Below are 13,654 nucleotides of genomic sequence, written 5' to 3'. Positions count from 1 at the left end.
CCCCGCCCCGCCAGCTACCGAAATCCCCAAATTCTGCGGAGGCTGCCAGTGGCTGCGGGCGGCGCGGCTGCGTATAGCCTCTACTTGAGTATCTCACCTGCACTTTTTGCCTGCACCATGAAAAAGACCTTCGAAGACGAGTCCGACGCCTTATCCACTTCCCCAAGCACCCCCACCACGGCTCAAAACGCCGCTACTTCGCCTACCGCCGAAAACGCGCCCCCGGTGCCTACCGCTGGCAATGGCGCCCCCGACTATAGCCAGGTACACCTGAACACTGACCCTGGCCTCCCTGCTCCCGATGGACCCGGCGGCAGCGCCACGGCCCCCGAAAGCGGCGGCGGTTATAGCGGTTAGCAGGTGTAATTGAATAGCCATTTACCATGCAAAAGGGCCCCGGCAACCAATTGAGTGGTTACCGGGGCCCTTGTCTTCAGGTCATGTACGGTTATTCCAGCGGGTTGAAGGTGACGGACACGCGCATAACCGTGGGCACGCGCTTGCCGCGCACAATGGCGGGGTACCAGGCGGGGCCCTCCTTGAGCAGACGAATGGCCTCCGCATCGCACGCTTCCGACACCGGGCTGACGACTTTTATATCCTGCAAAGAGCCATCTGCAGCCACTACAAAGCGTAGCTTCACCACGCCTTCTACGCCTTTGGCCCGGTCAGCTTCGGGGAATTTCAGTTCCTTCTTGAGGTAGCGCCGGAACGCGGCGTGGCCTCCCGAGGGTACGGAGGCCAGATCCGGAGAAGGAGGCATCCGCATGGCTGAGCGGCCTTCGGCACTGGTTGCCGACTTCACAGGCGCCAAGGCCGGGGAACTGCTGGCGCGGACCTTATCACCCGGAATGGCTACTTCGGCCGCCTCCGTGGGCGTATCGATGCTAGCCAGTACCACCGTAGATACGGGTACTGCCGCTAGCACCGGGCTGGGCAGTTCTTTGGTTTCCAGAACTGTACTGGCTCGGGGAGCCATGGCCGTTACAGCATCCGCTGTGGTGGCGGGTAGCGGAGAGGTTTCGGCGGTACTACTTGTGGAAGCAGAAGCAATTGGGGTAGCAGTAGCGGCAGAGGCAAGTGTAGGAGAAGAAGATGAAAGTCCGCTGGAGATGGGCGCGGCTGATTGCTTAGTGGTAGCTGCCCGGACGGCAGCTGCTACCGCCACCCTGGCTGGCTGCGCAGAAGGCCGGTAAGTGCCTTGCGCAGGTGTAAGCCCGGTTTCAGCTCCAGCGGCACGGGCCGCCCCGGAGGTTTCCCGTGCTGCCGACGCTAGCGGCTTGGTTGGCCCGGCCTGTACCTGATCAGGAATAGGCGCGGAATCGACGGGTGGGGCGGCCTTGGGGGCCGCGGCCGAAGTGGCAGCCACCCGATTACGTTGTTGCGGCGGGTGCTGCAGATTCAGCCAGAACACACTGGCCGCTACCGTGAGCAGCAGCAAGGTGGCGGCCACGCCGGCCCAGGCGGCATAGCGGTGCGAGTGACGAGCCGCATCAATGGCCAGGCGGGCGTGCAAACGGCCCTGCACTGTGCGCAGCGCCGTTTCGGTAGTAGCGTAGTCTGTAGCGGAAAGGCCATCCAGTATTTCACCACAGTAGGCACAGTCGATGGTGTGCGCCTCCACGAGGTGCTGTTGGGCGGGCAGCAGCGTGCCGGCCGCGTATTGACGCAGCTGCTCTACCGATATGTGCTGATCGGGGGTGGCCGGGGGCACAAGCGAGAGGTTACGAGGCGGCATCGGTGGGGTAAGATTCAAGCATGCGTTTCAGGTTGCGTTTGCCATTCTGCAGGTAGCTTTTCACCAGACTAAGCTCATACCCGGTAGCATCGGCAATGTCGCGGTAGCATTTCTGCTGGAGGTAAAACATTTCCAGGCACTGGCGCTGCCCGTCCGGCAGTTCGGTAAGGGCGTGCTCCAAGTGCCGGAGGCGGGCTTCGGTAGAGGCGGCTTCATCAGGGTCATCGGAGGGTAGATGCCGACTGGCCGCCGATTCCATATCCGTGGCATCAGGAAAATGCAAAATAAGGGGCCCACCGTCGGGACTCGTCCGTTGCCGGGCCCGCAAGACCATCAGGCAATGGTTGCGGACGGTAGTGTGCAGCCAGGCCGTGAAGTTGCCTACCTCGTGCTTTTGCAGCTTGTCTACCAACTGCTCAAACAGCTGCATCACGGCGTCCTGGGCGTCCTCGTCGGGGCGCAGGTAGCGCCGGCAAATGGCAAATACGGCCGTCAGGTGCCGCTCGTAGAGCACGCCCAGGTCCTGCACGTCGCCATACTGGCGGTAGCGCAGCAGCAGTTCCTCATCGGAAAGCTCAGCGGGCAGCGTAGGACGGCGGCGAAAAAACATAGAACCCAGGGCCAGGCATAATCTTTCCTAAGCTACGGTTTTCGCTGGTAAAAAGAATATTCGTCTAAAAATCAACTTATACCCGGCCGCCTTCGCCGCGCGGAGGTTACCAGCGCGGTGGTCTTAACAATTTGGGTCTGGCAGTGTGCAATTTGACGAGAGGCGGCATCAACAGGGTATCCGTTCACCTTAGCCCATGTTTGTATGAAATGCCACTATGTATTGCTGGTTGCCAGTCTGCTGGCCGCCGCGCCCACGCTGGCCCAGTCGGTAGTGTCACTGGGTCCTGCTGCCCCCACCGTGCCGGCCACTTATTCCGTGCAAGGGCGCGTTACGGAGGCCGCCGGGAAAAAAGGCGGGGGCCTGCCGGGCGTGACGGTGCTGGTGAAAGGCACGACCATCGGGACCAGCACCGCCGCCGACGGGCGCTATACGCTGCAGGTGCCGGCCGGAAGCAAAGCACTGGTTTTTAGCTTTGTTGGGTACGTCACAAAAGAAATAAAGCTGACGGGGCAGACCGTGGTGGATGTAGCCCTGGTGCCGGACACCCGGCAGCTCAGCGAAGTGGTGGTGACTGGCGGGAAGGGCAAAGTGGCGGGAGTAAGAATCAGGGGAGTTGCTGCGGGGCCGCCGAGCAAACAACACCAAATAGGAGCCTACAAGAGCTACGATGCTGCCGGGTACCTGCCTCCGGCGCCCGAGCCTGGGGCCGGCGAAACCTACGCCGCTATTGCCGAGAATGGCTTCCGCGCCGTGGGCAAAGAGCCCCTGAGCACGTTCAGCATTGATGTGGACGCGGCCAGCTACAGCAACGTGCGGCGCTTTCTGCAGCAGGGGCAGTTTCCGCCCCGCGACGCCGTGCGGGTAGAGGAAATGCTCAACTACTTCCAGTACAACTACCCCCAGCCGGCGCCAGCTGCACCGGAACCCTTCTACCTCATCACCGAACAGGCCCAGTGCCCCTGGAACCCAGCCCACCAGCTGGTGCAGGTAGCGCTGCAGGCCCGCAAAGTGGCTACTGAGAAGCTGCCCCCCGCCAACCTGGTTTTTCTGGTGGATGTGTCGGGCTCCATGCAGGGCGAAGACCGCCTTGGCTTAGTGCAGCAGGCGTTGCGTCTGCTCGCCAAGGAGCTGCGCCCCCAGGATAAGGTAGCTCTGGTAGTCTATGCCGGTGCGGCTGGTACAGTATTGCCGCCTACGGCCGGCAGCAAGCGCGCCGATATCCTGGCCGCCATCGAGCAGCTGGAAGCCGGGGGCTCTACGGCCGGGGGCGCGGGCCTGCGCCTGGCCTACCGCGTGGCGCGGGAAAATTTCAACCGCGAAGGCAACAACCGCGTGATTCTGTGCACCGACGGCGACTTCAACGTGGGCGAGCAAAGCGACGAGGCCATGGAGCGGCTCATCACCGAGGAGCGCGAATCCGGCGTGTTTCTAACGGTGCTGGGCGTGGGCCAGGGCAATTACCAGGATAAAAAGATGGAGCTGCTGGCCGATAAGGGCAACGGCAACTACGCCTACCTCGACAACCTGGACGAGGCCCGGCGGGTGCTGGTGCAGCAGTTTGGCGGTACGCTGTTCACCCTGGCCAAAGACGTAAAGCTGCAGGTGGAGTTCAACCCGGCCCGGGTGCGCGAATACCGCTTGGTAGGCTACGAAAACCGCCTGCTGGCCGCCGAGGACTTCAACAACGACCGCAAGGATGCCGGCGAGCTGGGCGCCGGACACACCGTAACGGCCCTCTACGAAATCGTGCCCGTGGGCGCTCCACCCACCGTCGATCCGCTGAAGTACCAGCCGGCCCCACCCATAGCCCCGGCCGCAACCGCGGCCGAGCTGCTCACCGTGAAGCTGCGCTACAAAGAACCCCAGGGCCTCACCAGCAAGCTGCTGACTCACTCCCTCGACGGCGCCGCCCGCCCGATAGAAAAAGCCAGTGAAAATCTGCGGTTTGCGGCGGCGGTAGCGCAGTTTGGAATGCTGCTGCGGCAAAGCGACTACCGGGGCACTGCTACCTGGGACGCTACAGCTCAGCTGGCCGGGCAGGCCAAAGCCTTCGACCCCGACGGGTATCGGGCAGAGATGGTGCGCCTTATCCGGCTGGCGGAAGGAATTCGGTCCGCCCCCACCGACTACGGCAGCCGCTAAATCGGAACCTCAAAAAAATAATTTAAAAAAATTGAGCGGCGCGTGTGGAATCGTCGGTGGGCCGGCATCTTACCAAGTACCAGCGCCTGCATAAGGCAGCTAGGAGCTCATTTGCTACTTATCACCCCCGCGTTAAAGGCATGCGGTACCGGCTGGGTAACACCCGGTTGGCGCCGGGGCAGGCCGGGAAACTCGCTCACTCACCGACCTAGCCACCGTTTCAAAGCGTCTGTTTGCAGATAGATGCTTCCCCTTACTTGAAACGGTGGCTCCCGGTCTGTCCTGCTTAGTTTATTTTCAGGTATATAGCTAGTTAGCCGTATGTGTTAGTCGTTAGGATTATATCCAAGGGGCCGGCGAAAGCAGGAGAGGCGGAGGCCGGCCTCTGGAACCGCGCAAAAAAAGCCCGCTACAGCTGTAGCGGGCTTTTTTGTAGGGAAAAAGGGAGAGTTAGAAGGAGAAGTTGAGGGCCGCCTTAATCACGCGGTTCTGCGCATCGAAGCGGTTGTTTTTATCCAGGGACGACAAGCCGTAGTCATAGCCGGCGCTCAGGCCGAAGCCGCTGTCGAACTGGTAGCCCAGGCCGCCGGTTACGGCAAAGTCCACGGGACGGAACTGGCTTTTGATGTCGAAATCATGCTGATAAGCCGAGAAACCGAGGGCGCTGGCTTCTACGCGGGCCTTGTTGCTGAGCAGGACAGACGCCTGGGGGCCGGCATACAGGTACAGGCCGGGCGTGAGGTGGGCTTTGGCAATCAGCGGAATATCGAGGTAAGCCATGCGGGCCGTGGCCGTCACCTTAGCGTTCAGGAAGTCGAGCTGCTCGAAGGGCAGGGTGCCCGTCAGGCGCATGCCCTTCTCGGAATACTGTACGCCGGGCTCAATGGAGAACTTGTCGCCCAAGGGCAGGGTGGCATACACCCCGGCGTGGAAACCAGGCTTCATTTCACGGGTCACGCTGCCTTGGCTCAGATCGGCCAGGTTTTGCAGGCTTTCCACCGCGTCTCCCGACCAGTCGGCTACGTTCAGGCCCGCTTTGATACCAAACTTAACCCCGGTACTGGTGCCAGCCGATGAATACGTAGAGCGGGCCGCCGGGCGGGGAGCCGGGTAGCCGACGCGGTGGGTTTGTACGGGGCGGGTCTGGGCTTCGGCGGCGGTAAAGGAAGCCGCAACAAAAAGGCAAGCAGCGGCCAGGCGGCCGAAAAGACGCGTGTTCATGGCAGTAAGATCTAGGAGTTCCGGGGAAGTGGAAAAGCGCCGGGGCCGCGTGTGCACGAGCAGCCGGTCGGCGTCGGATAGGTACTAATGGAAAACCGTGCCAAAAATGAAAAACCGCCTCGGCGAAGGTAAAACCGCTATAACAGCTTGAATAGTCGGGTAACGAGCAAAAGAAGTTAAGAAAACCGGGTTACGTAACCGGGGCTGCGGTATGAAAGAAACCGGAAGCGCTACCGCAGTACTTCACTTTAGCCGGACGTTTGGTAAGTCCGCTTGTTTGCCGGAACGGCTTGTTTTTCAACGCGAAGAAAAACACCGTCGGCCTGCCTTTCCACACTGTCGCGAGTGGGGCCGGAGCTTGGCCAGGGGCAGACATCCGTGAAGCCTTTCCCGTTTCACCCTCTTCTTTCTGCTACTCTTATGAACCGCTTGCTGCCCCTGTGTGGGCTGCTGGCTGGCGCGTGGCTATTGCCCGCCTGCTCCCAGCAGTACTCTACCGAAGACCAGAACCAAATTGCGGCGGCTCCTGCCTACCCGGAGCTGCAACAGGACGCCGAAGCAGTAGCCCCGCCCGCCGAGCCGCCCGCTGCCCCTCGCGACAACTATGCCGTCGTGCACGAAAATGCCTTCCAGGAAGCCCGACGCAACCCGCTCAGCACCTTTGCCATTGATGTAGACCCGGCTTCCTACGCCAATGTGCGCCGTTTTCTCACCCAGGATCGGCAGCTGCCTCCCGCCGACGCCGTGCGACTGGAAGAACTTGTCAACTACTTCCATTACCGCTATCCGCAGCCTACCACGGGGCCGGCTTCCCTGAACGCGGAAGTTGCCCAATGCCCCTGGAACCCGGCGCACCAGCTGGTGCTGGTAGGCGTGCAGGGACGCGACGTGCCCACGGCGCAGCTGCCGCCCGCCAACCTGGTATTTCTGCTGGATGTATCGGGCTCCATGAACGAGCCGGATAAGCTGCCCTTGCTGAAAGAATCGGTGCGGGCGCTGGTGCAGGGTGCCCTGCGTCCGCAGGATCATGTGTCTATTGTGGTTTATGCCGGGGCTGCCGGGCTGGTGCTGCCGCCTACGTCTGGCGCGGAGCCCGAGAAAATTCTGGCCGCGCTGGATGGCTTGGAAGCCGGGGGCTCTACGGCCGGGGGCGAAGGGCTGCGCCTGGCTTACCGTATTGCCCGGCAGCACTTCCTGCCCGGGGGCAATAACCGCGTGATCCTGGCCACCGATGGCGACTTCAACGTGGGCGAGCAGAGCGACGCCGATATGGAGCGGCTTATCACGCAGGAACGCCAGTCAGGCGTGTTTCTGTCGGTGCTGGGGTTTGGCCGTGGCAACCTGCAGGACAGCAAGATGGAGCTGCTGGCCGATAAGGGCAACGGCAACTACGCCTACCTCGATAACCTGCGCGAGGCCCAACGGGTGCTGGTGCAGCAGTACGGCGGCACGCTGTTTACGCTGGCCAAGGATGTGAAAATTCAGGTGGAGTTCAATCCGGCCCTGGTGTAGCAATACCGCCTCCTGGGCTACGAAAACCGCCTGCTGGCCGCCGAGGACTTCAACAACGACCAGAAAGACGCCGGCGAGCTGGGCGCCGGTCAGCAGGTAACGGCCCTCTACGAAATAGTGCCTACCGCGAGCCGGCCCGAGCAGGCTTCCTCCACTGACGCCCTGCGCTACCAGCAACCCGCCGTTGCCTACGCCGCTACCGATGAACTCCTGACGGTGAAGCTGCGCTATCAGGAGCCGCAGGGTAGCCCCAGCCGGCTACTTACCCTGCCCGTGCGGGGTGTACAGTTCACAGAACCCATTGAACAAGCATCGGATAACCTACGGCTGGCAGCCTCAGCGGCTCAGTTTGGCCTGCTGCTGCGGCAGTCTGCTTACCGCGGCTCGGCCTCCTGGCAGAATACAGCAGCCCTGGCTGGCAGCACACAGCCAGACCAAGACGGCACCCACACCCAGTTTCGGGAGTTGATAGCCCAGGCTGAGGCCCTAAGCCAAGCTAGTAAGCAATAGCTAAGCAGCTGCTTGCCTTCGGTAAGGTGGTAGTCTCCTGTTCCAGAAACAACTTCCTGCGCGAAGGAGCCGCTACTGTTCCCGTACACGGGCTGGCAGCAGCATAAACCCGGTAGCCGGAGGTGCGGCCGGAGTTGGCGCGGGAGCTTCCGAGGCCGGCCGCAATGGCAGCACCTGCGGGTAGCGGGTGGGCAGTTGAGTTGTATCAACCGACTGGGGCAGCCGTGGCTCGAGTGCTTCTACCGAATCGGGCTGGAAGCGCAGCTCGGGTACCAGCAACCGCACCGAGCCGGGCTGCAGCGAACTAATGGCCTGCACGGCCGAATCGGCGGGCGGGGCAACTATGGCGGCAGGAGTAGCAAGGCGGTGTTCCAACTCGGCCAGCAGAAACTCGGCATCGGCGCGCAGCTGGGGCTGCTTGAACTGGGCCACGGCCAGGCGGGCCTGGTTGCGGGCGTCGGGCAGGCGTTTCAGCTCCAGGTAGTCGTAGGCCAGCTGAAAGTGGGCCAGGGCGTAGTCCTTGCGCAGGGCAATGGACCGCTCGTAGGCGGTGGCGCTGGCCGGAAAGTCGCCGAGGCGCATGAGGGCGTAACCCAGGGCATAGTAGGAGAGGTAGTCGCCGTAGCCGTGGCCATGCGCCACGCGGTAGTGGCTTACCATGCGCTGAAACAGCTCATCCTCCGAAAACTCTTCCTCCGAGCAGGCGCACTGCTGCAGCTCGAAGTAGTAGTCGGCCAGGGCTTTTTCTACCTTATAGTTCTCCGGGAAGCGGCGGTGCAGGGAATCGAGCACCTGGCCTACCGGAAACTGGTAGCCAACTGAGTCGGAGGCATGGCGGCGCAGGGAGTCGAGCGACTCCGTGAGCGTCAGGTCCTTGAAGTTGAAGGCGCGGAAGTTCTGCTGCTGGGTGTGGTAGTGCAGGGCAATGTCGGCGGCTCTGAGGGCTACGGCCGGCTGGCGGTGCCAGGGGTCGAACACCTGCAGGAGCTGAAACGCGGCTTCGTACTTGCGCCAGGCCAGCAGCGCATCGGCCTGCTTGAGCACAGTAGCCTCGGTGGGCTCGGCCTGAGCCCACGCGGCCCCGGAGGCAGCCATCCAAACCAGAAAACACAGAAAGCCGGAGCGCATCAGAAACCAACGAATAAGCAGCCGAAGATACGCCGTGCCCGCCGGAAACAGCTAGTCCTGCCGGTGTATCGTGCTAGGGCCGGGTTTCCTTCAACCCTTTTTCAATCAACTCAAACATGGGGTTATCGGGCTTGGCTACTTTGCGCAGCTGTGTTTGGGCGGTCAGAAAATGAGGCCGGGCTTCCTTAGGACGCTGCAGCTGCATGTTCAGAATAGCCAGGTAGAAATGCAGCAGGCCCTGTGCCGCCGGGGTTTTGGGCGCCGTGGGCAGCTGGCTCCGAAAAACGGCCTCGGCTTCGGTCCACTGGTTGGCGGCCTGGAAGGTGTCCATGATGTCAACGAACATCTGGTCGTCGGCCGGGTCGAGTTGGTAGAGGCGGGTGGCCAGTTCCGGGGCTGTGGGGCTACGCTCGGCTACGGCCAGCTGCAGCAGCTGTAGCAGCGAGGCATAGCTGCGGGGCTGCAGGTCGAGGCTTTGCTGCAGAGCGACTTTGGCTTCGGCCGGCTGTTTCTGCTGCAGGTAGAGGTGGCCGAGCAAGCGGGCGGCATCCGCTTTCAGCTCCGGGTCGGGGTAGAGGCGGTAGGCGGCCTGGGCGTGCGGGGTAGCGTCAGCCCAGCGGCCCAGCTGCGCCTGGGCGAAGGCCAGGTTGTAGTGCGAAGTCGGGTACTCCGCGTTCAGGGCAATGGACTGCTCAAACGCGGCCAGACTGGGCTCGGGCTTTTTCTGCATTAGCAGCGCGTAGCCCACGGCGTAGTACGACATAAAATCCCCGACGCCGTGGGCGTGGGCCGAACCGTAGTAGCGCAGCACCAGGGCCAGCAGCTGGGCATCGGTCTTATCCCGCTCGCCGCAGTGGCACTGCTGGGCCTGGTAGTAATAGTCGCCCAGGCCTTTGCTGAGGGCATAGTTCTGCGGGGACTTCTGCTGCAGGCGCTTTAGCTCCTTCGGGATATCGAGCAGGTGCATGCTGTAAGGGCCTTTCTGGCCGCGCAGCTGCGCCACCGTTTCGCCCGGCTGCAGGTTTTTCAGCCCAAAGCTTTTGTAGTTGACGCTGATGAGATAGTAGCTGAGCAGGAGCTTTTCTTTAGCCAGCACCACGTCCGGCTGCTGGTTTTGAGGGTCGGCCTTGTCCAGCAGCGCGTACGCCGCCTCATACTGCTGGGCGGTAGTTAGCTTATCGGCCTGCGTGAGGACGGAGGCCGTGGGCGCGGTTTGGGCCCGGGCCGCAGCGGAGAGCAGCAGGGCCGCCCCTAGAAAGTAACGATACATCAACCTTGGAATCAGTAGCAAAAAACAACAGAATGCACCGCTAAAATGCTGATTCTCCACGTAACCCGGGTTCGGAGAAATGAAAGATTTCCTGCTTCCTTATTTGGAATTGTCGGAATCAGCGCCCACCTTGCTCCTGCAAAGCACCTGATCCTCATGCCTCAGCCGACGAGCCGCTTCTTTTTTAGCTTTTATTTCTACTACGCCCACGCGTAGTCGAGCGGCCCCTCTGTAGCTTTTCCTCCCCGAAACTTCAGCGCCTCTCGACCAGTTCGAGAGGCGCTTTCTTTTTGACTTTGACTGATGCCCGCTTCTTCCACCAGCTTCTGTTTCTACGGCTATTACTGCTTCTTTTTTAAGAAGCAGCCGGCCCGCTGTTGCTGATGACTTGCCAAGCGCATCAACTCTCAACAACCAGGGCCCCGCACCACGGAGGCCCTTTTTTCTTGCCCACTATGTCGTCCAACCCGCTTTCCGCCATTGCTATCCAGGGCTACGCCGGTTCCTTCCACGAGCAGGCTGCCCGCCTGCACTTCGGGGCCGCGCCCGCGCTGCAGCCCTGCGCAACCTTTCAGGAAGTGGTGCAGCGCGTAGCTGATGGCCGCGCGTCGGCTGGGCTGATGGCCATTGAAAACACGCTGGCCGGCAGCATTCTGCCCAACTACCTGCTGCTGCAGCAGGGCACCGTGCGCGTGACGGGGGAAATCTACCTGCCCATCCGCCAGCACCTGTTGGCCTTGCCGGGCCAGACCCTGGCCGACATCAAGGAAGTCCACTCCCACCCCATGGCCCTGCGCCAGTGCGGCCCTTTCCTCGACCAGCACAGCTGGCGCCTGGTAGAAACCGACGACACCGGCCGTAGCGCCCAGCGCGTGCGCGACGAGTTGCAGTGGGGCGTGGCCGCCGTGGCCGGGGAGCAGGCGGCCCACCTGTTCGGGCTGGAGCTGCTGGCCCCCGACATCCACGCCGACCCCGGCAACTACACCCGCTTCCTGGCCCTGGCCCCGGCCAGTACCGAGGCACCTGCTTTGCCCCAGGCCGATAAAGCCTCGCTCTACTTCCACACGGCCCACGCCCCGGGCACGCTGGCGCGGGTGCTCACCCGCATTGCCGGCCACGGCCTCAACCTCACCAAGCTGCAGTCGAGCCCCCGGCCGGGTCAGCCCTGGCACTACTCCTTCCATATCGATGTGGAGTTCGACAACGTGTATCATCTGCACGAACTGCTGGCCGAGCTGCCCGAGCTTACCGAGGACCTACAGGTGCTGGGCATCTACCACCGCGGCGAAATGAACGAACTGCTACCCACGCCCACTGAATCCACGGCCGCCTGTTACTAATGCCTGCCTGAATTGGTTATCTACCCATGAACGTGACTCCCGCTTCCCGCCTCCGCCACACCGGCGAATACTACTTCTCGCAGAAGCTGCGCGAGCTGGCGGCCATGCAGCAGGCCGGTGCCAGCATCATCAACCTCGGCATTGGCTCCCCCGACCTGCCCCCGCACCCGAGCGTGACGGCGGCCCTCACCAGCTCGGCGGCACTGCCCACCGCCCACGGCTACCAGGGCTACCAGGGCACGCCCGCCCTACGCGGGGCCATAGCCGAGTGGTACGGCGCCAGCTACGGCGTGCTGCTCAACCCCGCCACCGAAGTACTGCCCCTGCTGGGCTCCAAGGAAGGCATTATGCACGTAGGCATGACGTTTCTGGAAGCCGGCGACACGGTGCTGATTCCGAACCCCGGCTACCCTACCTACCGGGCCGTGGCCCAACTCTGCGGGGCTACCGTGCGCGAGTACGACCTCACCGCCGACGCCGGCTGGCTGCCCGACCTGGAGGCCCTAGCCCAATCGGACCTGACGGGCGTGAAGATGATGCTGGTGAACTACCCCCATATGCCCACCGGTACCCGCGCAGACCTGCCATTCCTGATGCGGCTTGTGAAATTTGCCCGGCAGCACCAGATTATGCTGGTCCATGATAACCCGTACAGCTTCATCCTTAACGATGAGCCCACCAGCCTGCTGGCCGTGCCCGGGGCCCGCGAGGTAGCCCTGGAATTGAACTCCCTGAGCAAAAGCCACAACATGGCCGGCTGGCGCGTGGGTATGCTGGTAGGCCGTGCTGACTGGCTGCAGGAAGTGCTGCGCTTCAAGAGCAACATGGACTCTGGCATGTTTCTGCCGGTACAGCAAGCCGCCGTAGCCGCCCTCCGCCTCGACGATGAGTGGTACGCGGAGTTGAACGCTGTGTACCGCCGCCGCCGTACCTTGGTGCTGGAACTGCTGCAGGCGCTGGGCTGCCAGACCGACCCTGAGCAAACCGGCCTATTCGTATGGGCTGCCGTGCCGGCTTCGGCAGCCGATGGCTATGCCCTGAGCGACGAAGTGCTGCGTGAAACACACGTATTCATTACTCCAGGGGGCATCTTCGGCTCGAATGGCAACGGCTACGTGCGCGTGAGCTTGTGCCAGTCGGAAGAGGTGCTAAGCCAGGCGCTGGAGCGCATTGCGCAATGGCAGCAGCGGCAGCCCGCAACCGCCCTCAGCCGATGAAGACCGTTACGATAATCGGGCTAGGGCTAATTGGTGGCTCCCTTGGGCTTAGCCTGCGCCAGCTAGGGCTAGCGGCGCACATCATCGGCGTCGACTTAAACGCTGACAACGCCCGTCGGGCACAGGAGTTGGGTTTGGTAGATGAAACCACTGCCGACCTGGCCGCCGCCGTCCGCCGCGCCGACTTGGTGGTAGTTGCTGTGCCCATGGATGCCATGCTTACGGTGGTGCCCCAGGTGCTGGACGAGGTAGCGCAGCAGGTCGTCATCGACGTAGGCTCGACCAAGGCCACGCTATTGACGCACCTGCAAGAACACCCACGCCGGAGTCGCTTTGTGGCGGTGCACCCCATGGCCGGCACCGAGTACTCGGGCCCTGAGGCGGCGGTGCCGGATTTGTTCACCGACAAAACCCTGGTGGTCTGCGATGCCCAGCACAGCGACGCGGACGCGGTGCAGCTCGTGGAGCAGGTATTTCAGGGCCTGGGTATGCATCTGCTGTTCCTGGACGCCGCCGACCACGACCTGCACGCCGCCTACGTCTCGCACATTTCGCACATCACCTCCTTTGCCCTGGCCCTCACAGTGCTGGAAAAGGAAAAGGAGGAGCAGCGCATTTTCGATTTGGCTAGCGGGGGCTTTGCCTCCACGGTGCGCCTGGCCAAAAGCTCCCCGGCCATGTGGGTGCCCATCTTCCGCCAGAACCGCCTCAACGTGCTCGACGTGCTCGACGAGCACCTTCACCAGCTCCAGAACCTGCGCAACCTCATTGCCCGCGAAGATTTCAACGGCCTGCACCACGCCATCGAGCAAGCCAACCACATCCGCAAGATTCTGCCTTGATGCCAGTAGAAAAATATCCGTCATGCTGAGCGCAGCCGAAGCATCTTGGTAGTGTAGTAAACTCAAACGAAGCGGTAGAGATACTTCGACAAGCTCAGCATGACGGCCTGGAACAAACCGA

The 13,654-nt window shown here is 62.3% G+C and carries 10 protein-coding genes and 1 pseudogene; 6 read left to right on the top strand and 5 right to left on the bottom strand.

The window, feature by feature from the left end; all coding sequences use genetic code 11:
- Positions 1–117: 117 nt before the first annotated feature.
- On the top strand, positions 118–357 hold the full coding sequence (locus FY528_RS06925; protein ID WP_149070266.1) for a hypothetical protein: 240 nt from the start codon (positions 118–120) through the stop codon (positions 355–357).
- 91 nt (positions 358–448) lie between these two features.
- On the opposite strand, the gene FY528_RS06920 is transcribed toward FY528_RS06925, so the two are convergent.
- Both FY528_RS06920 and FY528_RS06915 read right to left on the bottom strand, forming a co-directional pair.
- A complete protein-coding gene (locus FY528_RS06920; protein WP_149070265.1) occupies positions 449–1,738 on the bottom strand; it encodes an energy transducer TonB in 1,290 nt (429 codons plus the stop codon).
- Entirely contained in the window at positions 1,725–2,348 is a 624-nt protein-coding gene (locus FY528_RS06915; RefSeq protein ID WP_149070264.1) for an RNA polymerase sigma factor, read from the bottom strand. Before FY528_RS06915 ends, FY528_RS06920 begins: the two co-directional genes overlap by 14 nt.
- A gap of 204 nt (positions 2,349–2,552) precedes the next feature.
- On the opposite strand from FY528_RS06915, the gene FY528_RS06910 reads away from it, so the two are divergent.
- Positions 2,553–4,493, top strand: coding sequence for a vWA domain-containing protein (locus tag FY528_RS06910; RefSeq protein WP_149070263.1), 1,941 nt, complete (start codon positions 2,553–2,555; stop codon positions 4,491–4,493).
- Between the two features lie 450 nt (positions 4,494–4,943).
- Here the strand turns inward: FY528_RS06910 and FY528_RS06905 are convergent, their stop codons facing one another.
- A complete protein-coding gene (locus FY528_RS06905; protein ID WP_149070262.1) occupies positions 4,944–5,714 on the bottom strand; it encodes a porin family protein in 771 nt (256 codons plus the stop codon).
- A 420-nt stretch (positions 5,715–6,134) separates the two neighbouring features.
- Here FY528_RS06905 and FY528_RS06900 point away from each other — a divergent pair.
- Positions 6,135–7,736: pseudogene (locus tag FY528_RS06900) on the top strand (vWA domain-containing protein).
- Positions 7,737–7,808: 72 nt separating this feature from the next.
- Here FY528_RS06900 and FY528_RS06895 read toward each other — a convergent pair.
- Positions 7,809–8,864, bottom strand: coding sequence for a tetratricopeptide repeat protein (locus FY528_RS06895; RefSeq protein ID WP_149070261.1), 1,056 nt, complete (start codon positions 8,862–8,864; stop codon positions 7,809–7,811).
- Positions 8,865–8,937: 73 nt separating this feature from the next.
- Positions 8,938–10,134 carry a tetratricopeptide repeat protein gene (locus FY528_RS06890; RefSeq protein ID WP_149070260.1) on the bottom strand — a complete coding sequence of 399 codons (1,197 nt, stop codon included), beginning with the start codon at positions 10,132–10,134 and terminating at the stop codon, positions 8,938–8,940.
- 455 nt (positions 10,135–10,589) lie between these two features.
- Here FY528_RS06890 and FY528_RS06885 point away from each other — a divergent pair, with 455 nt between their 5' ends.
- From FY528_RS06885 to FY528_RS06875, 3 genes are read left to right on the top strand one after another with little or no spacing between them, the layout of a single operon-like run.
- Positions 10,590–11,474: a prephenate dehydratase gene (locus FY528_RS06885; RefSeq protein WP_149070259.1), complete on the top strand. Its 885-nt coding sequence runs from the start codon at positions 10,590–10,592 to the stop codon at positions 11,472–11,474.
- A gap of 26 nt (positions 11,475–11,500) precedes the next feature.
- The gene (locus FY528_RS06880; protein WP_149070258.1) at positions 11,501–12,691 is read left to right on the top strand and encodes a pyridoxal phosphate-dependent aminotransferase; all 1,191 of its coding nucleotides are present in this window, start codon (positions 11,501–11,503) and stop codon (positions 12,689–12,691) included.
- Positions 12,688–13,533, top strand: a complete 846-nt coding sequence (locus FY528_RS06875) for a prephenate dehydrogenase (RefSeq protein ID WP_149070257.1) — start codon at positions 12,688–12,690, stop codon at positions 13,531–13,533. Before FY528_RS06880 ends, FY528_RS06875 begins: the two co-directional genes overlap by 4 nt.
- Positions 13,534–13,654: the final 121 nt, after the last annotated feature.

This window comes from Hymenobacter lutimineralis (assembly GCF_008271285.1).
GTDB classification, from domain to species: Bacteria; Bacteroidota; Bacteroidia; order Cytophagales; family Hymenobacteraceae; genus Hymenobacter; species Hymenobacter lutimineralis.
The sequence above is the reverse complement of the archived record's forward strand: the minus strand, read 5'-3'. Positions and strand labels throughout refer to the sequence as shown.